The sequence below is a fragment of the Paludisphaera rhizosphaerae genome, from assembly GCF_011065895.1.
Classification (GTDB): domain Bacteria; phylum Planctomycetota; class Planctomycetia; order Isosphaerales; family Isosphaeraceae; genus Paludisphaera; species Paludisphaera rhizosphaerae.
Genome location: NZ_JAALCR010000003.1, coordinates 372,094 through 393,494, shown reverse-complemented (window position 1 = coordinate 393,494; position 21,401 = coordinate 372,094). Strand labels below are relative to the sequence as shown.

Below are 21,401 nucleotides of genomic sequence, written 5' to 3'. Positions count from 1 at the left end.
AAGGGTGTGGCGTCCACTCACCTGGACCTAGATGAACCGTCCGGTTCGGGCCCCTCTGGACTCGACTTCATCGTTGCGTCCGCCCTGGACCCTGGGCTGGCCTGTGGATACTTCGCCGGGCGATCGGCGCTCTCGTCGGCCTCGTGGAATGCTAGTATGTCCCCGATCTTGTTGGTCTGCCTTCAGTCATGGAGTCGTGTGGTGAAAGTCGCCTGTTTCTGTGGTGCGAAACTCGTTCTGCCCGATGGTACAACCGCTAAGCGCGTCCGGTGTCCAAAGTGCAAGCAATCGATCGAGGTTCCGGAGTCCATCTCTGTAGAGGCCTCGACGCCGACCGAATTGGACAAGAAGGAAGCCTGGGTCCCTGAGCTGCAGATCGATACCGCGACGCCTGTCGCCTTCCCGCCCGTTAAGGATCCTGTGAGAGACCCCTTCTCAGCGATCGATATCAATCCCGAGCGGCCCGCTTCGCTCGGTTCGCCTGGGGGAAGCGACGTTTGGCCGGCCCCTTGGTTGCACCGTCGTTTGGTTTTCGCGGCAAGGGCCTGGGACCTCGTCGCAATCGTCGGCTTGTTCTTCTCGATGCTTTTCGTCCTCGGCGGGGTAGCCATCCTGCTGATCGCGATCAGTCGAGGAGACACTGTCCAGGGAGTGTCTGTCGCGGGCGGCCTGTTCGTTGGGGCGATCGGCAGTTTCTTTTCGGCCTTACCCTTTCGGACGCTCGCTTCAGTGCTCTACTTGTTGGCTGGGTCGCCCCGGTAGTTGATCGACCCGACCAGATGTTGGTTCCGCGCCAAGGCGTGGAGTCTCTCTGCGCTAGGGACCGAAACAGCGATCGACCCAGCGCAGGGGTGTGGCGCCGAAGTCCCTGACGAGTCTTCGGTGCGTGTTCTGGGCGGCTGTAGGGACCAGTGGATCGGCGTCGTGACGCGCGTTATTCTGCCGCCCATGCGCACTCCTTTTCGATCGATCGCGATGGGCTGGGTGGGATTATGGGCTGCCGTTTTGCCGGCGTACAACGTGCTGGCGGGCGAGGTCCCGGAACGCCCCCAGTGGGTGGCCGAGGTGCTGGAAGGTCGCCGGCATGAAGCCCGCGCCTCGTGGTGGGGGTTCGACGCACACGATTCCACGGCGTTTCTTCAGAAAGCGATCAACTCCAAGGTCAAGCGGTTGATCATCGACCGCCAGCCGTCGCCCTGGGTGACGCGGCCGTTGACCGGCGTCAGCGGGCAGGAAATCGTCTTTGAAAGCGGCGTGGAACTCGTCGCGCTGAAAGGCTCGTACCAGGCGAAAAGCGACTGCCTGCTCACGTTCAATCAGTGCGAGCGCGTGACGGTTCGCGGCGAGAAAGGGGACGCAGGCGAGCTGCCGGTCATCCGCATGGAGAAGGAAGACTACCAGTCCGCCGCTTACGAGAAATCAGAATGGCGGCATGGTTTGGTGTTTCTCGGGTGTCGCGAAGTGCGGGTCGAGGACCTTCGCATTGAAAGGACCGGCGGCGACGGCGTCTACCTCGGAACCGGGCCGGACAAGATCCCCAACCGCGACGTCGTGATCCGCGGCGTCGACTTCAACGCCAACCATCGCCAGGGGATCAGCGTCATCAGTGCCGAGAACCTGCTGGTCGAGCGTTGCCTGTTGCGCAACACGAAGGGGACGGCTCCGCAGGCGGGCGTTGATTTCGAGCCCAACGATCCGGCCGACGTGCTCGTCAACTGCGTGGTGAGGCACTGCGTCGCCAGCGGCAACTCCGGCACCGGCTACCAGATCTGCTCGCAGTCGCTCGCCGGCCGCTCCAAGCCCGTCTCAATCGTGATCGAAGACTGTGTCTCGCGCGGCAACGCCCAGCACGCCGTTCACCTCGTCAGCGCGCCGAAAGACCCGCCGCCGGGTCGACTTCAGATCGCCCGCTTTCTCGCGGAGGACGACGCGATGTCCGGGCTGGCAGTGCAATTCAACCCGTACGATGCGATCCGGATCGACCTGGAGGACGTGACCTTTCGCGATTGCGCCAAGGCCGATTCGTTCTTCGCGCCACTCTACTTGCAGGGCACTGACCTGGTCGGCCGGCCAGCCGGGAACCTCCACTTCGATCGGGTGACTGTGAAGGACGAGGTCGATCGTCCGCCCTTCTTCATCCGAGGGCCCAAGGGGAGTCGCCCCGCGGAAGTGACCCGAGACGTCACCGGTCGAATCCTCCTCCAACGCAACGGGCGAGAACGAACTCTTGAGGCGCTCGACGCCGCGGAGCGAGACCGCGTCGTGGCCCCTGGCACGCCCGCGTCGTGACCCCCAGCGCCCGGAGTCGCCGAGGGCGCGCATTTCGATTGGGTCTCGGGCATCTGGGTGAACGCCAGTCACGCCTGCTTTTCGCCAGGATCGGGGAGTGGTCGGTCGAAGAACTCGCGCGTACCCTGAGGCGATTCCTCTCAGCGTCGGGGATCGAATCGGCGATCGACCCGGCGGAGGGATTCGGTCAAGGCGCGGCGGAGGTCGGGGATCGTCGCGTAGCGGTCGGCTGGGTCTTTCGCCAGGCAGCGGTGGACGATTTCATCGACCCGAACGGCCTCGCGTGCGAACCTGCGCGGGATCGCGGGGACGACCGAGGGTGGGTCGGCCCGGCAGTGCTGGCGTTCCAGCTTCGCGAGGGTGTCGCCACGGAACGGGAGTCTCCCCGTCAGCATCTGGAAGAGCACGATGCCGAAGGAATAGACGTCCGCGCGCACGTCGGCGGATTTGGCGTCGTGGAACTGTTCGGGCGCCATGTAGGGGAGCGTCCCGACCATGACGCCGGTTCGCGTCAGGCGGGAGATGGCCGTGTCCTGGACGCCCATTCGACTGAGCGGGACATGGTCGATCGTCGACTCCAGGTCTGCCGCGGCGAGAACCGGGATTGAGGGCGGAGTCAGGGTCGAAGCGTCGCTGAGTTCACGGATTGGGTCGGTGGACTCGGTCCATTCGGGCAAGGCTGATCGCCGGGGAAGAGCGCGGGGATGGCTTTGGCCGTCCTGATCTCGGGGGTCGTCCCAGATGATCGGTTGCTCTTCGAACGATTCGACCAGCGGGATCGGCTCGTCGGCCCGGTCGGGCCCGACGCCGATGATCTCGTCTCGGATGGCCGCGAGGCCGAAGTCGGCGATCTTGAGGGCACCCGCCGGCGTGAGGAGGAGGTTGGCCGGCTTGATGTCGCGGTGGCAGCGGAGTCCCTGCCGGATTGCGTGCTCCATCCCGAGGCAGAATTCGAACCCATGACGAAGGGCGAGGGGCAGGTCAAGCTCCGGCGTCCCGATCTGCCGTCTCAGGTCGCCGCCCGTGATGAGCTCCAGCAGGATGTGCGGGCGTCCCTCGATCTCCTCCACCGCATACGCTTGCACGACGTTGGCGTGGTTCCCAAGGTGGACCCAGAGATGACATTCAGAGGAGAACCTCGCCCCACGTTCGCCATCGAGGAACAGTTCTTCGTGGAGCGTCTTCAGGGCGATGACGGGTCGTTCGTCGGTCCCCAGGCGGTCCTTGACCGCGTAGACGACCCCCATCCCCCCCTGGTGGACTTCGAAGATCTCGAATCGGTTGGCGATCCAGTCTCCGACCTGTCTGACCCCCGGCATGTTGGGCTCCCCCGTTTCCCTGCAAGCCGACTACCTCAGTCTATCATCAACGAGCAGCCGTCGAGGCGCGTTTTGCAACCCTGTCAAGGTTCTGAAGCGGCGTGCCTTCACGGGGCGCCTCAGGAATCGATGCGCCGATTCGGGACCGATCCGGAGCCGGCGGGTATTGGGGGGCTCTGGAGACCGTCCTTGTTTTCGCGAATACTGAGTTCTGCCGGGATCGAGGAGCGACGGCAGGACGACGAATGAGCAGCGACTCCACACGGCCTGGCAGAGGGAGGACGTTCGGGATGGTGAGAGTGATGCAGCGTCTGCTTTTGGGGCTGGGGTGTGTGGCTGCGGCGGGCTCCTCGGCTTTCGGCTACGAGGAACCCTGGCACTTCACCTCCTGGCGGCCGGTCGCGGGGAATCCCGTCTTCCAGGGGACGGGGGAGGGGACCTGGGATCACAAGATCCGCGAGCGAGGCTTCATTCTGCCGGAGGATGGTCGCTTCACGCTCTGGTACACCGGCTATGGACGCGACAGACCCACGTCGATGCTGCTGGGGAGGGCGACATCGGACGACGGCAAGGTCTGGCGACGCGACCCGGGGAATCCGCTCCTTCCCGGCTCGTGGGTCGAGGACGTCTGCGTCGTTAAGGTCGATGGGACGTACCAGATGGTGGCCGAGGGACGAGGGGACATCGCCCACAGGTTATCGTCCCAGGACGGCGTCCGGTGGGTGGATCACGGCTCGCTCGAAATCCGCAAGGCCGACGGCTCGCCGCTCTCGCCGGGCTCGTTCGGCACGCCGACGCTCTGGTTCGAGAACGGCGTCTGGCATCTGCTCTACGAGCGTGGGGACCTTGGAATCTGGCTGGCGACCAGCCGGGACCTCAGGGTCTTCACGAACGTCCGTGACGAGCCGGTCCTGGCGCGCGGGCCGGAGCCCTTCGACCGTGCGGCCGTCGCCGTCAATCAGGTCGTCCGCCGGGACGGTTACTACTACCTCTTCTATCATGCGCTGGCCGACCCGACCGTCCGCGACTGGACGACGAACCTCGCCCGCTCGCGTGACCTGATCCACTGGGAGAAATACCCAGCCAACCCGATCATCGGCGACAACTGCTCGAGCGCCGTGTTGGTGCCAACGCCCCAGGGGGACCGGCTCTACACGATGCACCCGGACGTCAAGGTTTTCGAGCCGGCGGGGAAGTGACGCCGGCGCCGCTCATCGCCTGGCCGTAGGCTTCCAGCAGCCGATACTTCCGCTCCCAGGTCGTGTACATGAAGCCGTCGACGCCCGGAACTCCCCGGGCGGCGGCGTTCCACCTTGTGAACCCGGAGAGGTCGTCGGCGTCATAGTAGCCGGCGATGAGCTGACGGTGGCCGCGGTCGGCGAAGAACTTCAGGCTCTCGCTCGCCTTGCCCGAGTTCCAGTTGGCGATCGTCACCCGCGCGGGGAGCCCGAGCCACGAGCCTTCGAGCGAGCCGTTCACGAGATAGTAAGGACCCTTCACCGCGTTGTGATGTGGGTCGAACATGTCGGACCAAACGGCGATCTCGCACCCCGGGGCGACGTCGTTGAGGATGGCCGCGCACCGCTCGACGTTTTTCGCCAGGATCGCGCCGGGGGTCAGGCCGCGGTCGAGGCACGAGCGATCCCAGTTGAGGCAGCGGATCTCGTCGTGACTCATGAAGAAGGTTCTGGGGTGGAACAACTCGTTCACGCGCCGGGCTTGATCGAGGAGCAGGGACTCCACTTTCGGATCGCTGGGGCAGCACATGACCTGCGAGCCGTGGACGACGACCGGGTGGTAATAGCTCACGCGGAGCGAGTCGCCGTCGTGGATGCGGCTGGCGGCGGTCAGTCGGATGGGCGGCCCCTCGTGGGCGAACGAGTATTCGCCGGCCCAGGGAGAGCGGCCGAGGCGGGGATCGGCGACGGGCTCGAAGTCGCGGCCTTCCTCATACGTCTGCTTGCCGTCGGCCGACTTCACGACGAACGGGCAGCCCTCGCGCCGGAGGACGTTCCGGAGGCCGAGCGGTTCGATCGCCACGTCGTCGACCCAGACGGAGCCTCCCTTCGGCGACCAGACGCCGACGTAGGCGTTCACCCTCGTCTGATCGAGGCTGTTGAAGACGACGTCCACCTGCTTCCAGTCCTGGTCCCGTTCGACGCCCCCCTCGAAGAAGGTCAACGATCGGGCCGGCGATCCTGAACCCAGAACGAGCAGCCGGAAACCCCCGGCGGGTTGCAGATCCTTCGTCTTGATCCATGCTGAGAACCGGTACGAGCGATGGGGCTCGACGGCGATCGACTGCATCACCCGTCGATTCGGCGACGTTCCGCCGGCCTCGAACCGTAACGAGCGACGGCCGGAATGGTGGACCGCCTCGTCGACGAACGAGCCGGCGCTGGGGTCGTCCTGGAACGCGAAGCCGTCGAGTCGGTCCCCCTTGGCGTCTTCCATGCCGCCGTTGCGGAACATCGGCGCGGCGAAAGGCTCGGGGCGGGCCTCACGTCCGCTGACGACGAAGGGCTCCCCCTCGACGGACATGCCCTCGGCGAGGTTTGGGTCGTGAGCCAGCAGCCCGCCGGAGTAGCCGATGGGGAAGACGGCGGGGATGATCTCGACCCCCGCCGCGTCGGCCGCCGCACGGACGCGCCGGGCGTTCGCGAAGTATCCGGGAGTGACCCGGTCGAGGATGCTCAGCTTGTAATCGGCCAGCATCAGGCCGTTGTAGCCCACCTTGCCGGCGCGGTCGACCAGAGCGATCAGATCATCCGCCGCTCGATCGACCTGGAGGTTGGTGCTCGAATAGAACCAACGCCGGGCGTATGTCGAGGCTTCGGGGATGGGGGCCTGACCGTACGAGGCGGAAGCGACGAAAACCAGCCAGGCGGCAGGCCCAAGGCGACGGAAGGATTGGAACGGCATGTTGCAGTCTCGTGCCAGGACGAGCGTTGGTTTCGCGATCACCCATGCGGAGGATGCACGAAAGCGTATCGCCCGACGATCGGGCGAGCAACGGGGCGCGATCTCCCGGCCGTCGCGAGACGACAATTCGGGGCCCCGATTTGGAATTCCTAAATTTTTCTTGTAAACTATGTTGACTCTGTGCATCATCCCTGGGGTCCGGCGATCCTCTCTCCTTCTTCGCCTGGCTCCCGATCATTCGGTCGATCTTCTCGCCATCTTCGCGCCGTCTTCTTGTCACTGGGATACTTTAATCGTCGATGCCTTTAGTCGCCCGTGCGGGCCGCTTTCAAGCGCCCCGTCGCGATTGCGTCGATCGATTCCCGACAACGACCCCGCGCCGTCCCTTCGACTTTCCTGCGCCCAGGCTTACACCCACGGAATCTTATTCAGATGTACGGACGTGCCAAGAGCCGCTCTCGGACCGGCTTCACGCTGATCGAGCTGCTGGTGGTGATCGCCATCATCGCGGTACTGATCGCCCTGCTCCTCCCCGCCGTGCAGGCTGCACGCGAGGCTGCGCGACGTGCGCAATGCACCAACAATCTCAAGCAGATCGCCCTGTCGGCGATGAACTATGAGAGCAGCAACGGCTGCATGCCGGGCGGGTCTTATTCGGCCACGGCCAACAATCCTCCGGGCGTGTATAGCACTTACCCTGAGAACTTCAGTTGCTTCGTCCGTATGCTCCCGTTCATGGAGCAATCGGCGATGGCCAATGCCGTGAATTTCAACTGGACCTCCTCCGGCGCGCCGAACCTGACGATCGGCGGCGTGCGGAACTCGACGCTCATCTGCCCGAGCGACACCACGAACGAAACAATGCAGCTCCCGGCGACGCGGTCTTCCGCCTCGGGGGTCTCGCCCGGCTACAGCTTCAACACCGATCCCACGCTTTTCCCCTCGCCCGCCCAGAGCTTTTCTCAGGCTTTCACCAGCTACGCCGGGAACGCCGGGACGTTCAGCTTCGGCTACTCGAAGCTGATGGACACCTCGATCATCTCGCAATACAACGGTGTCATCTTCAACGACGGCACCGTGACGATTTCCGGGATCAGCGACGGCACGAGCAACACGTTCATGTTCGGAGAGCACAGCAAGGGGCAATTGGTTAAGAATGCTCCTCAATACGGGCTGTCGGACGGCTGCTGGAATTCGGGCCGTTATTACGACACGCTGTTTGGGGCTCTCTACCCGATCAACCTTCTCAACGGGAATAGCGCGGCGATCAAGAGCTATACGTACTTCTACCCATCGACGGCGGGCAGCCAGCACCCAGGCGGAGCGAACTTCGCCTTCTGCGACGGCTCGGTGCGGTTCATGAAGAACTCGGTCGACTCTTGGAGTTTCAGCACCAACACCGACAGCTACGGCGATTCGATCCCCGACAACACGACTTACGTCACGGTCGCGGCCAGCGGGTCATTCAGCAAGTCGGGGTATTATCTCTCCCACAGTTCGACCAACGGCTCGGCCAGGCTGGGGGTCTACCAGAAACTCGCCACCCGCAACGGCGGCGAGGTCATCTCCAGCGACGCGTATTGAGCCAAGACGTCCCGGCCGTTCCTCAACGCCGCGCGGGCGGGTTGGAGGACGGCCGGTGTTTCTTTTCGAATGGCCGGGGAGCCTCGTTGTGTTCAGGATTGCCGAGATGATCGCCGTGGGTCGACTTGCCGGCGCGGTGGCGTTGCTGGCCGGAATCGCCGGCTGTGGTGGGGGCTCTGGAACGCCGCAATCCGGAGGACCGACCGCTTCCCACGGCGGTCTGCTTCAGCCGCTTCCCAATTCTTCCGGCCTGGTCGAACTGGCCTTCGAGCCGGTCGACCCTGCCGCCAAGGGAGCGAAGGCCAAGGGGAGGATCGTCGCCTACTTCAGCAACCCCAATGGAGACGGCCCACCGACCGCCTCCGTCTCCGAGGTCGCCTTCACGGACGCCTCGGGCAAGCCGGTGGCGCTCGCGGAAAAGGCCAGCGCGGGGACGGGAGCCCGCTACGAATCGCCGGAACTGACGCTCCCCTCCGCGGCCGAACTTCACGGCAAGCTCGCGGGCAAGATCGGCGGCGAGAGCTTCGAAGTCGTCAACCGCCCGCGGTGATTCTCACTCCACGACGCGATGGCGGAAGCAGTCGATCAGATGATCGTTGACCATCCCCGTCGCCTGCATCATCGCGTAGCAGATCGTCGAGCCGACGAAGTTGAAGCCGCGACGTTTGAGGTCCTTGCTCATCACGTCGGAGATCGATGTGCTGGCGGGGACCTCTTTCAGCGTCCGCCAGGCGTTCCGCACCGGGCGGCCTTCGACGAACCGCCAGATGAATGCGTCGAACGTCCCGAACTCGTCCTGGACCTTCAGGAACGCCCCGGCGTTTCGGATGGCCGAGGCGATCTTGAGTCGATTGCGAACGATCCCCGGATCGCCTAGCAGTCGGGCGGCGTTGTCCTCGTCGAACCGGGCGACAACGACGGGATCGAAGTCCGCGAAGGCGGTTCGGTAGCTCTCGCGCTTGCGGAGGATCGTGTCCCAACTCAGGCCGGCCTGCGCCCCTTCGAGGATCAGGAACTCGAACCAGCGGCGGTCGTCGTGAACCGGCACGCCCCATTCCTCGTCGTGGTAGCGGATCGACAGATCGTCCTTCGCCCAGCCGCAACGAACGAGATTCATCGATAGAGGACTCCGATGCGGCGTCGGTAGTCGTCGTAGGTCTCCTCGAAGAGCCTCCGCGCGCCCTCGGGGCCGAGGTGGCAGGCGGAGGTCAACACCTTGGGCGGTCGGCCGGCCTCGGTGAGCAGGCGGGCGGTCTCGGCCTTGGTCAGGTTGATGAGGGTGCAGCCGGTTACGGTCGAAATCGGAGCGACGGGGGTCGCGAGGCCGTCGATCCAGACGGCGGAGTCGCCCGCCGGCGCCTGGTGATCGAGGATCAGGTCGGCGATTTCGTGGAGCTTTCGGCCGGACTCGTGCTTCGAGGTCGAGACGTCGGCGTTCGTCCGCGAGGTCAGCGCGACGACTTTCATGCCGAGACGTTTGGCCTCCACGGCCACGTCGATGGTCACCGCGTTGCAGCCGCTGCTGGAGACGGCGAGGAGCACGTCGGCCGGGCTGGTGACGAAGTTCCGCCACAGGACCGGGCCGAAGCCCTGAACGTTCTCCAGAAACATCGCCTGCCGCTGACCGTTCGCCCCCACGACCGGGTTGTGGAAGCTCATCGACAGCTCCACGATCGGATGAAACCCCGGGAACGACCCGTAGCGCGGGAACATCTCCTCCACGGCCATCCTCGAATGCCCCGTACCGAAGACGTGCACCAGGCGGTCGGCGAGGATGGCCTCGGCGAAGAGACGGGCGGCCGAGCGGACGGCCGGAAGCTGCGTGGACTCAATCGCGTCCAGCCCCGCGCGGGCGGCTCGAAGATACTGAGAGAGGACGTCTTCGCTCATGGCGTTCCTGAATTCAGGGCAGGGGGGAGGCGGCCCTCCGAGACGCACCAGCCGCCGTCGACGTTCAACTCGACCCCGGTCGTGAACCGCGAGGCCGGTTCGCAGAGGAACAATGCGGCCTCCGCGCAGTCCTCGGCCATGCCGGGGCCGCCGGCCATCGGCTGCTTGGCCTCGAGGTACGACCGGATGGCCGGGTCGCCGCAGGCCCGGGCGGCCATCGGGGTCTCGATCAGGGCCGGTGCGATCAGGTTGAAGCGGATCCGGTCGCGGGCGTACCGAGACGCTGATGCGGTCGTCATCGCCCGGACGGCTCCCTTGCTCGCCGCGTAGGCGATCGTCCCGAAGTAGTCCGGCGCGGGGGACCAGGCGAGCACGGAGGCCATGTTCAGAACCGTCCCGCGAAGGCCGTGGGCGTCGATCGGCTGCGACAGCATCTGACGCACCGCCGAGCGGTTCGAGAGGAAAGTTGAACGGGCGTTGGCGTTCAAGACGACGTCCCAGCCCTCGTCGGTGCACTCGTGCAACGGGCCGTCGCCGAAACGCCGGCCGCTGATGCCGGCGACGTGGAAGACCACATCGAGCCGACCGTCGAGGAAGTCGAGCGCCTCGGCGAAGAGTCGCTCGACCTCGTCGGGCGCGGAGGCGTCGGCGGGGATCGCCTTCAGGTTTGTGGGCGGGGAGGGGCCGAACGTCGCCAGCCCTTCCCCGCAGGATTCGGGAGTGCGCCCGCAGGTCACGACGGTCGCGCCCTCGGCGAGGAACCGGCGGACGGTCGCCAGACCGATCCCGCTGGTCCCGCCGACGATCAGGCAGCGCACGCCGTCGAGGCGTCCCATGTGATGGGTCAGTCCTTCACCTGGAAGATGGCCTCGATCTCGACGGCCATGCCGCCGGGGAGCGAGCCCGCGCCGAAGGCGCTCCGGGTGCCGACGCCGGCCTCGCCGAAGACCTCCTGCATGAGGTTCGAGTAGCCGTTGATGACCTTGGGCTGGTCCTTGTAGTCGGCCGGGCAGTTGACCAGGCCGAGCGTCTTCACGAGGCGGACGACCTTGTCGAGCGAGCCCAGGTGGGCCTTGAGGGTCGCCAGGATCGCCAGGCCGGTCTGCCGAGCGGCGGCCGCGCCGGCTTCCAGATCGAGGTCGACGCCCACCTTGCCGAGGATCAGCGAGCCGTCGGACTTCACCGGGCCGTGGCCGGAGACGTAGAGGAATTCGCCCACGCGCAGGGCCGTGACGTACGTCGCCACCGGCTTGGGGGCGGGGGGGAGTTCCAACTTGAGGGCGGCGAGACGTTCTTCGGCTCCCATGGGGGCGGCGTCCTTCGGTCTGCAGGTCGATGACGGAACTTCGCGACATTGCCGCGGGGCGAGCCCGCGATCATGCTGAAAAGCGTAACGGTCCGACGCCTGGGATTCAACCGCGGCCGGTGGACCTGGCCTTAGCCCTCGGCTGTGCGTACTGTTACGATGTCGTTTGGGACTGAACCGCAACCGTCCGTTCTTTGAGGCTCGAAGCGATGAGGGCGAACCGCCCGCCGTTCCGCGTGGGATTGATCCAGATGAGGTGCTCGACCGACCCGGCCGACAACCTGCGTCGGGCGTGCGACATGCTGCGCGAGGCGGCGTCGAAGGGGGCGCAGGTCGCCTGTCTTCCCGAGCTTTTCCTCACGCAGTATTTCTGCCAGACCGAGGACGCCTCGACCTTCGATCTCGCCGAGCCGATCCCGGGGCCGAGCACCGACGCCCTGGCGAAGGTCGCCCGCGAGACGAAGATGACGATCGTCGGCTCGCTCTTCGAGCGGCGTGCGGCCGGGGTCTACCACAACACGGCCGTCGTGCTGGAGTCGGACGGTTCGCTCGTCGGCAAGTATCGCAAGATGCACATCCCCGACGATCCGTTGTACTACGAAAAGTACTACTTCACCCCCGGCGACCTCGGCTTCAAGACCTTCGAGACGAAGCACGCGAAGGTCGGGACGCTCGTCTGCTGGGACCAGTGGTATCCCGAGGCCGCTCGCCTTACGGCCATGCAGGGGGCGGAGGTCCTCTTCTACCCAACGGCCATCGGCTGGCACCCCAGCGAGAAGGCGGAGTTCGGCGAGGCTCAGGCGTCCGCCTGGGAGACGATGCAGCGCGCCCACGCTATCGCCAACGGCGTTTTCGTCGGGGCGATCAACCGGATCGGCCATGAAGGCGCCCCCGACGGCGGCCTGGAGTTCTGGGGCGGATCGTTCCTGGCCGATCCGTTCGGCCGGATCCTGGCGAAGGCTTCGCGCGACCGCGAGGAAGTGCTCATCGCCGAATGCGATCCCCGCCTCCAGGAAGAGACCCGCCGCAACTGGCCCTTCCTCCGCGACCGTCGCATCGACGCCTATGCGCCGATCACCCAGCGGTTCCTGGACTGAAGCTGACGCCTCGAGACGAGCCCCAACCTCCCCATGACCATGCCCACGACCCCCGCGCAGCTCGGTTTCCGGATGCCCGCCGAATGGGAGCCCCATGAGGCGACCTGGATCGCCTGGCCTCACAACCACGAGGACTGGCCGGGCAAGTTTGCGCCCACGCCCTGGGTCTACACCGAGATCGTCCGCATCCTCTCTCGGCATGAGACCGTCAACGTCGTCGTCGCCGATCGCGCCATGGAGAGCAAGGCGGCCCTCAAGATCGAAAAGGCGGGCGCGCATCTGGACCGCGTCCGATTCTTCCGCGCCGCCACCGACCGCGTCTGGCTTCGCGACTCGGCCCCGTCGTTCGTCGTCCGCGACGGCGAGCCCAAGGGCGTGGAGGGGGAGCCCGCCGAGCCGGTGGCGATGGTCAACTGGAAGTTCAACGCCTGGGCCAAGTACGACAACTACCACGAGGACAAGCGCCTGGGCCGTCGCATCGCCCGTAAGACGAGCCTGCACCGGTGGACGCCCCGCGTCCAGGTCGACGGCCTCTCGCGCCGGGTCGTGCTGGAGGGAGGCTCCATCGACGTCAACGGCAAGGGGACGCTCCTCACGACCGAGGAGTGCCTGCTGTCGGACGTCCAGGCGCGCAACCCGGGGCTCGGCCGCGAGGGAATCGAGCAGGTTTTCGCCGACTTCCTCGGCGCTCCCAACGTGATCTGGCTTGGCCGGGGCGTCCACGGCGACGACACCCACGGCCACGTCGACGACATCGCCCGGTTCGTTGATGCGAAGACGGTCGTCGCCGTCGTCGAGCCGAACCGGGACGACCCGAACCACGAGCCGCTCCAGGACAATCTCCAACGACTCCGCAAGGCCCGCGACCAAAACGGCAAGCCTCTGCGCGTCGTCGAGCTGCCGATGCCCGCGCCGGTGACCTTCGAGGGCGAAATTCTGCCCGCGAGCTACGCCAACTTCTACATCGCCAACGGCGTCGTCATCGTGCCGACGTTCAACGATCCCAACGATCGGATCGCCTTGAATACGCTGGCCGAGCTGTTTCCCAAACGCGAGGTCGTCGGAGTCCACTGCGTGGACCTGGTGCTCGGCCTGGGAACTCTCCATTGCCTCTCCCAGCAGCAGCCCGCCGCGCCGGCCGTCGGCTGATTTTCACGAATGGAAAGGGCCGCCCGATGAAGACCTCATTCTCGGCCGTCTTGATCCTGCTCCTCGTCCCCGCGATGGCGAGGGCGCAGGTCGCCGTCGAGGCCGACGCCCGGGGCGTCGCTCGCGTGCTCGTGGGGGGCGTCGACGTCCTCAAGGATGTGGGCGTCGCCGTGGTGAAGCCCGGCTGGAAGGGCGACCTGGCCAACCAGCGGACCGCCGACCCCTCCGAGGTCTCCATTCGCAAGGAGGGGGACCTCACCACCTACGTCATCCCGCTCCACGAGCCCTTCGCGGGCGTTCTGATCGAGCGGATCGTTCGCCAGAAAGACGAGGTTCGCCTGGAGTTCGAGGCCATCCCCGACGAGGAGGCCGAGATTGAGGCGGTGGTGCTCCGCGGTGCCCTGGAGACGGCCGAGCACGCCGGCAAGACTTCATACTTCATCGGCGACGACGAGGCGCCTCACGGCGTCCTTCCCCCCGCCCTTGACGCCGAGCACTACGTCGTTTGGGGGGGCCGACCGCGCTGGATCGGCTTCGAGAAGCCGGAAGAGCAAGGACTGAGGATCGATCCCGGCGACGCGCGAATTCAGATTCAGGACGATCGCAAGTGGAACGCCCCGCACTTCAGCCTGATGGCGATGACCAGCGGCGGCGAGGTTCTAGCGCGGAAGCCGATCCGTATCAGTCTGGCGTTCAAGGCCCAGGCCGCCGGCGTACTCGCGAAGGAGGCGAACGCGAGCGGCGTCGCCGCTGGGAGCGATGATCGCCCGCTGGCGATCGCCGACGCCCGGCTCGACCGCGATCGCGTCGACGTCTTCGCGCCGGTTACGATCGACCTCGATGTTCACGCCCGCTACGAGAACCCCTTCGACCCCGATCAGATCACCGTGGACGCCGAGGTCGTCGCCCCCGACGGCCGCAAAACCAGCGTTCCCGGCTATTACCAGTCGCCGTTCCAGCTTGAGAGAACCGACAGGGCTGAGACGTTGAAGCCAGCCGGCCCCGGCGGATTTCGCGTCAAGTATTCGCCCGTCGTCGCCGGTCGGCATTCGATGACCATCAAGGTGAAGGACGCGAGCGGCGAGGTCCGCTCGAAGCCCCTGATGTTCACGGCCGTTGCGTCGAAGTCGCCGGGGTTCATCCGCGTTGCGGAGAAGGCTCCGCATTACTTCCGGTTCGACGACGGCTCGTCCTATTTCGCCGTGGGCGAGAACGTCTGCTGGGCCAACGATCGGAACCCGCTGGAGAGCTATGAGAACTGGTTCGGCGCCCTCGGCAAGGCGGGGGGCAACTGGGCGCGGCTCTGGCTGGCGTTCAACGAGAAGGGCCTGGAGTGGATGCCCCGACCGACTCCCAAGGCGGGGACCGGCTCCTATCAAGGGCTCGGCCGTTACGCGCTCGACAACGCCTGGCGGCTTGATGAGGTCTTGCGGATCGCCGAGGCCAACGGCGTTCGGCTGATGTACTGCATCGGCACCTACGGCGAGTTCAAGGACGGCGGCTACTTCAACGAGGGAAGCTGGGTCAGCAACCCGTACAACGCCAAGAACGGCGGCCCCTGCGCCCGGCCTCAGGACTTCTGGACCGACGAGACGGCCCGCAAGCTTTACAAGCGGCGTCTACGTTATCTCGTCGCGCGCTGGGGATGGTCGCCGTTCGTGTTCGCCTGGGAGTTCTGGAACGAGGTCGAGCCGAATCCGGCCGTCGAGGCCTGGACCCGCGAGATGGCCGCCTACCTGAAGGAGATCGACCCCAACCGTCGTCTCGTCAGCACCAGCTACGGTTCCCCGCCGATCTGGAACGACCCGAACATCGACTTCTCAATGACTCACATGTACGGCCAGGCCGGCAACGTCCTGGACTTCACCTCGCGCATCCACCGGGAGACGCAGGCGAACCTCAAGTTCGGCAAGCCCTACCTCCTGGCTGAGTTCGGCATCGACTGGCAGGCCGGCGACCAGAAGTGGGACCCCCAGGGCCGGGCGATCAACATGCACAACGGCGCCTGGACGGCGATCGCCTCCGGGTCGGCCGGTACGGCCATGCTCTGGTGGTGGGACTCTTACGTCCACCCCAAGGACGCCTATCAGGTCCTCACGCCGGTCCGGAAATTCACCGACTCCATCGACTGGGCGAACAACCCGATGAAGCCCGTCGAGCGGATCGCCGTTGAAGGACCGGCCGATGCCCCCGAGACGTTTCACGACGTGACCGTCTCCGCATCGAAGGAGTGGGGCCGGACGCCCTCGAATCGCCACGAAGTCAACCGTGACGGGACCTTGAAAGGCGGGCCGGTCGCCATGACGCTCGGCAGTCCCAAACGCGGGGGCGACGGCAAGGAACTGTACTCCGAGGTCGTCTGGACGCTCGACATGCCGCAGCCTGGCAAGGTGCTCGTGAGGATCGGCGAGGTTTGCACGTCGGCCCGGCTGCGGATCGCCGTGGACGGTCGCGAAGCGGTGAATCGAGCATTGACGACCGGCGAGCCGGGCAAGGGGCCGTGGAAGTCGTCTCGACTGCTGGAACCCTACAAGGTCTGGGTGGCCAGTTACGATGAGGACGTCGCCGTGGAGGTCCCCGCCGGACGCCATGAACTGTCGATCGCCAACCTGGAGGGGGACTGGCTCCAGGTCCGTTCGATCACCGTCCCCTCGTATCGGTCGAGCCGCTTTCCGGACGTCGACGCCCTCGCGGTGGCGGGCGACGACCTGATGGTCCTCTGGGTTCACGACCGCAACAGCACCTGGCGCGACCCGTACTCCGGCGCTCCGCCGGACCGATGGGCCGGCCTCAAACTGACGCTCGACGCCCCCGCCGATTCCTCATGGCGCGTCGAGTGGTGGGACACCTTCAAGGGGGATGTCGTCGGAACCGTGGAGACTCGACCCGAATCCGGCCGGCTCACCTTGAGGCCCCCAGCCTTCGAGCGTGACCTGGCTGGGAAGCTCGTCCGCGTTCGCTGAGCCACGTCGTGCGGCCGATCACTTCGCCGGCTCTGCCGGCTTGTCCATGCCCGACTTGGTTGCGTTCACGACGACGACCTCATCGCCGTCGAGCATCGTCCAGCCTTCGGGCGGGGCGCCCGGGGGACGTTTGCGGAGGATCTCCGTGTACTGATCATCCGAGGGACCCACAAGGACGGGCGTGCGGATGATCTTGCCGTTGATGCTCAGGTCGAGAGCGTAGTTCTGGCCTCCCACGAAGATGACCGCGTTCGAGGGAACCGAAAACACCTGCTTGCGGTCGACGGTCACGACCACGGTGACGTACATGCCGGGTCGGAGGTGGCCGTCGGAGTTGGGGATGTCGATCTCGGTCTGAAGCGTCCGCGTCGTGGGATTGAGCGAGAAGCTGGTGCGGACGATCTTGCCGGCGCGTAGCGCGCCCGCGACGGCCTGGATGCGGACCAGCGCGGTGTCGCCGTCCTTGATGAAGTTGGCCGCCAGCTCGGGGACGCCGACGAAGACGCGGACCGGGTCCGTCTGCTCCAGGACGAAGAGCGGCCGATTCGTGTCGCCGGTCCCGCCGCCGGCCTGCAGATAGTCCCCGGGACTGACGTTGCGCTGAGTGATGACGCCGTCGTAAGAGGCCTTGATCTGACCGTAGTCGACGAGCACCTGGGCCTGGCGACGTTCGGCCTCGGCGACGGACAGTTCCGCCTTGGCGGACTCGACGTCGACCCTGGCCCGTTCCAGGTCGGCCGCGGCGCGGTCGCGGCTGGCGACGGCTTCGTTGACCATCGCATCCGACTGGTCTCGCGTGGCCGCGGCTTCCTCGAACTGACGGTAGGTCTCGTCGCGGACCTGGCTGTTCAACACCTGGTTGGCGACGAGTTGGTTGAGGCGGTTGTATTCCGACTCCCACCGCGTGTAGGCGGCCTGCGACCGCTTGACCACCGCTTGCGAGGACACGATGTGCGCCTTGGCGTTCTCCAGGGTGGCTTCCGCCGAGCGGAGGCTGCTCTCGGCGACTCGGATTTCCACCTTGGCCCGGTCGACCATCGCCGTCTTCTGGTTCAGTGACTCGACGAGGTCGGGGACCCACATGGTCAAGAGGACGTCGCCGACCTTCACGCGGTCGCCGATGTTGACGTTGTATTTCTCGACGTATCCATTGATCCGCGAGAAGATCGGGGTCGACTCATAAGCCTGGACGGTCCCGGGCTGCACGACCTGCATCTGGATGTCGCGGCGCTGGACACTGAACGACTGGGGATCGACGGCGTCCGGGCGCTTCTCGCCTTTGGGAGGCGGAGCGGCTTCATGATGGGAGCAACCTGGCGCGAGGGTCAGCAAGGCGACGGTGGCGCCCAGGAAGGCGCAACGCCGGCCGCCCTTGTTACGTGTGGTGGACATTCGGGGACTCCTCAGGTGGCGATGCCTGGCCGTTGCTCGGGGCGCCGTCTAACGGAGGGGGGGCGTCGGCCCGCGAGTCTCCGTTTCTGTGATGATCGTGGGAGTGCCCTGGGGCGGCGTGATGGCCGTCGTGATGCGTCGCCGCTGCCGGATCGTAGTGCGGGCTCTCCGGGTCGTCGGGGTCGAGCGACGGCGACACCTTGGAGGCCCTGGCCATGACCAGCGTGAACACGGCGGGAATGACCAGCAGCGCGGCGAAGGTGGACATCGCCATCCCTCCCACCACCGCCCGGCCGAGCGGCGCGTTCTGCTCGCTCCCCTCTTCCAGGGCCAGCGACATGGGGATCATCCCCGCGATCATGGCGCAGCTCGTCATGATGATCGGCCGCAGGCGTCCTTTCGCCGCCATCACGGCCGCCTCGGCGGGCGCGAGGTGCAGTTCGCGACGGTCTCGATCGGCGAAGCTGACCAGCAGGATCGCGTTCGACACCGCGACGCCCACCGCCATGATCGCGCCCATGAACGATTCGATATTCAAGGTCGTGTTTGTGAGATACAGCGCCAGCACGACGCCGGTGAGGACCGCCGGCACCGAGGCCACCGCCGTCAACGCCAGTCGGAACGACTGGAAGTAGGCCGTGAGCATGATCAGGATCACCAGGACCGCCACCGCGAGGCCGATTTGCAGGCTCGTAAACATCTGCTCCATCGGCTTGACCTGGCCCCGCATGTCGACCTCGACGCCGCGGGGAGGCTCGCCGGCGGCCTTGATCGCCTGGCGGACCTGAGTGATCGCCCGGCCCAGGTCTTCGCCCTCGACGTTGGCCGTCACGCTGAGGTAGCGCCTCATGTTGTAGCGGTCGATCTCGCCGGGCATGGCCGATCGCATCACGCGGGCGACGTCGCGGAGGAGCAGGGGGCTCTCGGGATTCGACGGCTCGACGGGGGCGTCGGGTCGTCGGCCCGACTTGGTGATCGGGATCAGGGAGACGTCCGTGGCCTCCGTCATCTTCGTCGGTGGGACGCTCACCTGGACCTGATAGGAAGTCCCTGAGATGTCGTCGCGCCAGTAATTTCGCGACGTGAAGCGGCTCGAGTAAGTCGCCGCGATCATCGAATCGCCGATGTCGCGGGCCGTGACTCCACTGAGCCCAGCCCGCTCGCGGTCGACGACTACCTGGACCGTCGGATAGTGGAGCGTCTGCTGGATCTGGAGGTCGCGGAGGCTGGGCACCTTATCCAACTGCTCGTAGACCCGGTCCATGAACGCGGCCGTGTCGGTGAGGTTGCGGCCGTTGACGACCACCTCGATCGGCGCAGGGGAGCCCAGGCTCATCGTCGAGGAGATCAGGTCGCCAGGCTCGAAGGCGAAGACCAGACGGTCGGCGCGCTCCTCGGCGTCGTCCTTATCGACTCCCAGACGGATCAACTCGTCGCGGAACCACGAGCCGACCTTCTCCGGCAGCGACTTTCGGAGATTCTCCTGGAGTTCGAAGACGTCGATCTTGCTCCCGGGGCGAAGTCCGACGCGGAGCATGCTGTCGTCGGGCCCGCGGCTCCACTGGTAGGCGAGATTCACCGTGAACTGGGGAGGGATGGCCCCAATGTAGCCCATGCTGGTCGCGACGTTTTCCGGCCCGACCTCCTCGCCGATCGCCTCCAGCGTCTTCTGGGCGACCCGCAGCGTCAGGTCGTACCGCGTCCCCTCAGGCGGCCTGACTCGCATCTGGAACTGGCCCGCGTTCACTCTCGGGAACAATTCGCGTCCGAGTTGAGTCCCAACCAGGACGACTACAGTCGCGGTGATCGCCAGGTAGGCGGCCACCACCTTGACTCGATGCTTGACGGTCCAGCCCAGGACGCTCTCGAACACGCCCATCAGCCGGGAGAACATCCCAGGGTGGTTCTCGCGGTCGGCCTTCTCTGCGTCGTGATCGTGTTCGTGGCCGGTCAGGAGCCAGACGCTGAGGACCGGGACGAGCGTGCTCGACAGCAGGTACGACGTGATCATCGACGCGCCCACCGCCAGCGAGAGCGGCAGGAACAGGGCTTTCACCGCCCCCTGCATGATGAACGAGGGGATGAACACCGAGAGGATGCACAACAACGCGAGCAGTCGCGGCACGGCCGTTTCCAGGTTGCCCTGGCGGACGGCTCGCGCGATCGAAGGGGTGTGCTCCATCTGCGTGTGGATGTTTTCCACCTCGACGGTCGCCTCGTCGACGAGGATGCCAATGGCCAGGGCCAGGCCGCCGAGCGTCATGACGTTGATCGTGTTGCCGGTCAGGTCCAGGACGATGATCGATCCCAGGAGGGCCAACGGGATGTTCAGGACGACCACGATCACGCTGCGGAGGTCGCGCAGGAAGAGGAGCACCATCAGGCCCGTCAGGCCGGCTCCCAACGCCCCTTCGACGCCGACGCTCTCGATGGCCCGGTGGACGATCGGCGATTCATCGAACTCATAAGAGATCGTCACGTCGTCCGGGAGGGCGGCCTGGAAACGCGGGAGGCTCGCCTTGACGTCGGCCACGACTGACAGGGTCGACGCGTCGGCCCTCTTGACCACCGGCAAGTAGACCGAGGTCCGGCCGTTGACCAGCGCGTAGCCGACCTCGATGTCGGACGAATCGGACACCTTCCCCACGTCGCGGATGTAGACGTTCTGGCCGAGCTTCAGCGGGACGTTGTTCAACTCCTTCGGATCCAACACCATCGTGTTGGCGGGGACCACGGCCATCTGGTCCTTGATCGTGACGTTGCCGGATGGGCTCGCGTAATTGCCGCGATCGAGGGCCTCGACCACGTCCTGCGGCGAGAGCCCGTACGACCTCAAGCGGTCGGGGTCGAGGTTGATGACGATCGCCCGGACGTTGCCGCCGAAGGGCGGGGGCGACATCGTGCCAGGGATGCTCGCGAACATCGGCCGGACACGGTACATGGCCATGTCCTGGATCTCGGCGATCGTCTTCGTCTTGCTGGCGAAGACCAGGTATCCCACCGGCAGGCTGCCCGCGTCGAGACGGATGATGAACGGCGGCTGCGAGCCGTAAGGCATGATCGACACGGCCTTGTTCGAGTAGGCCACCGTGTTCGCGGTCGCCTCCGACATGTTCGTGCCCGGCTGGAAATACAGCTTCATCACGCACATGCTCTGCAACGACCGCGACTCGACGTGTTCCAGGCCGCTGATGTACTGGAAAAGCGTCTCGTAGACGTTCGTCGCGAGGCCCTCGATCTGCTTCGGATCCATGCCGCCGTAGCTGTGGACGACGTAGATCACGGGCTGATTCAGCGAGGGGAAGATATCCTTCTGCATGCGGTAGAGGCTGTACAGGCCACCCAGCGCGAGGGCCAGCATCAGCATCAGTACGGTCACTGGACGCCGAAGGGCGAAGATGATCGGATTCATGGCTGCTCGCGGGCGGGGCTGCTGGGCGGGCGAGCCAGTCTACGCCGGCCCTCGCCAGCTATCCTACCTGCGAAGGCA

The 21,401-nt window shown here is 65.8% G+C and carries 16 protein-coding genes; 8 read left to right on the top strand and 8 right to left on the bottom strand.

Annotated features, from left to right (window positions below):
- Positions 1-201: 201 nt before the first annotated feature.
- On the top strand, positions 202-762 hold the full coding sequence (locus G5C50_RS06080) for a zinc ribbon domain-containing protein (RefSeq protein ID WP_165066475.1): 561 nt from the start codon (positions 202-204) through the stop codon (positions 760-762).
- A 222-nt stretch (positions 763-984) separates the two neighbouring features.
- A complete protein-coding gene (locus G5C50_RS06075) occupies positions 985-2,289 on the top strand; it encodes a right-handed parallel beta-helix repeat-containing protein (RefSeq protein WP_165066474.1) in 1,305 nt (434 codons plus the stop codon).
- 140 nt (positions 2,290-2,429) lie between these two features.
- On the opposite strand, the gene G5C50_RS06070 is transcribed toward G5C50_RS06075, so the two are convergent.
- Positions 2,430-3,608 (bottom strand): serine/threonine-protein kinase, encoded by a 1,179-nt coding sequence (locus G5C50_RS06070; RefSeq protein WP_165066473.1) that lies wholly within the window; start codon positions 3,606-3,608, stop codon positions 2,430-2,432.
- A 302-nt stretch (positions 3,609-3,910) separates the two neighbouring features.
- On the opposite strand from G5C50_RS06070, the gene G5C50_RS06065 reads away from it, so the two are divergent.
- Positions 3,911-4,807, top strand: coding sequence for a glycoside hydrolase family protein (locus tag G5C50_RS06065; protein ID WP_165066472.1), 897 nt, complete (start codon positions 3,911-3,913; stop codon positions 4,805-4,807).
- Here the strand turns inward: G5C50_RS06065 and G5C50_RS06060 are convergent.
- A complete protein-coding gene (locus tag G5C50_RS06060; RefSeq protein WP_165066469.1) occupies positions 4,779-6,530 on the bottom strand; it encodes a carbohydrate binding domain-containing protein in 1,752 nt (583 codons plus the stop codon). The genes G5C50_RS06065 and G5C50_RS06060 overlap by 29 nt on opposite strands.
- A 432-nt stretch (positions 6,531-6,962) precedes the next feature.
- Here G5C50_RS06060 and G5C50_RS06055 point away from each other — a divergent pair, with 432 nt between their 5' ends.
- Positions 6,963-8,114: a DUF1559 family PulG-like putative transporter gene (locus tag G5C50_RS06055; RefSeq protein ID WP_165066466.1), complete on the top strand. Its 1,152-nt coding sequence runs from the start codon at positions 6,963-6,965 to the stop codon at positions 8,112-8,114.
- Between the two features lie 88 nt (positions 8,115-8,202).
- Positions 8,203-8,664, top strand: coding sequence for a hypothetical protein (locus tag G5C50_RS06050; protein WP_165066463.1), 462 nt, complete (start codon positions 8,203-8,205; stop codon positions 8,662-8,664).
- Between the two features lie 3 nt (positions 8,665-8,667).
- On the opposite strand, the gene G5C50_RS06045 is transcribed toward G5C50_RS06050, so the two are convergent.
- Genes G5C50_RS06045 through G5C50_RS06030 form a run of 4 tightly spaced genes read right to left on the bottom strand, consistent with a single transcriptional unit; the run spans position 8,668 to position 11,310 of the window.
- The gene (locus G5C50_RS06045) at positions 8,668-9,231 is read right to left on the bottom strand and encodes a DNA-3-methyladenine glycosylase I (RefSeq protein WP_165066460.1); all 564 of its coding nucleotides are present in this window, start codon (positions 9,229-9,231) and stop codon (positions 8,668-8,670) included.
- Positions 9,228-10,004 carry a sugar isomerase domain-containing protein gene (locus G5C50_RS06040; RefSeq protein ID WP_165066457.1) on the bottom strand — a complete coding sequence of 259 codons (777 nt, stop codon included), beginning with the start codon at positions 10,002-10,004 and terminating at the stop codon, positions 9,228-9,230. Before G5C50_RS06040 ends, G5C50_RS06045 begins: the two co-directional genes overlap by 4 nt.
- The gene (locus tag G5C50_RS06035; protein WP_165066454.1) at positions 10,001-10,840 is read right to left on the bottom strand and encodes an SDR family NAD(P)-dependent oxidoreductase; all 840 of its coding nucleotides are present in this window, start codon (positions 10,838-10,840) and stop codon (positions 10,001-10,003) included. The genes G5C50_RS06040 and G5C50_RS06035 overlap by 4 nt, the downstream gene beginning before the upstream one ends.
- An 8-nt stretch (positions 10,841-10,848) precedes the next feature.
- The gene (locus G5C50_RS06030) at positions 10,849-11,310 is read right to left on the bottom strand and encodes a RidA family protein (protein ID WP_165066451.1); all 462 of its coding nucleotides are present in this window, start codon (positions 11,308-11,310) and stop codon (positions 10,849-10,851) included.
- A 209-nt stretch (positions 11,311-11,519) separates the two neighbouring features.
- On the opposite strand from G5C50_RS06030, the gene G5C50_RS06025 reads away from it, so the two are divergent.
- Genes G5C50_RS06025 through G5C50_RS06015 form a run of 3 tightly spaced genes read left to right on the top strand, consistent with a single transcriptional unit; the run spans position 11,520 to position 16,519 of the window.
- Positions 11,520-12,407: a carbon-nitrogen hydrolase gene (locus tag G5C50_RS06025; RefSeq protein WP_165066448.1), complete on the top strand. Its 888-nt coding sequence runs from the start codon at positions 11,520-11,522 to the stop codon at positions 12,405-12,407.
- Between the two features lie 39 nt (positions 12,408-12,446).
- Positions 12,447-13,556: an agmatine deiminase family protein gene (locus G5C50_RS06020; RefSeq protein ID WP_165066521.1), complete on the top strand. Its 1,110-nt coding sequence runs from the start codon at positions 12,447-12,449 to the stop codon at positions 13,554-13,556.
- A 26-nt stretch (positions 13,557-13,582) separates the two neighbouring features.
- Positions 13,583-16,519 carry a glycoside hydrolase 5 family protein gene (locus G5C50_RS06015; protein WP_165066445.1) on the top strand — a complete coding sequence of 979 codons (2,937 nt, stop codon included), beginning with the start codon at positions 13,583-13,585 and terminating at the stop codon, positions 16,517-16,519.
- An 18-nt stretch (positions 16,520-16,537) separates the two neighbouring features.
- Here G5C50_RS06015 and G5C50_RS06010 read toward each other — a convergent pair whose 3' ends face one another.
- Together G5C50_RS06010 and G5C50_RS06005 are read right to left on the bottom strand one after the other, a co-directional pair.
- Positions 16,538-17,911: an efflux RND transporter periplasmic adaptor subunit gene (locus G5C50_RS06010; protein ID WP_165066442.1), complete on the bottom strand. Its 1,374-nt coding sequence runs from the start codon at positions 17,909-17,911 to the stop codon at positions 16,538-16,540.
- Entirely contained in the window at positions 17,895-21,323 is a 3,429-nt protein-coding gene (locus G5C50_RS06005; protein WP_165066439.1) for an efflux RND transporter permease subunit, read from the bottom strand. Before G5C50_RS06005 ends, G5C50_RS06010 begins: the two co-directional genes overlap by 17 nt.
- Positions 21,324-21,401: the final 78 nt, after the last annotated feature.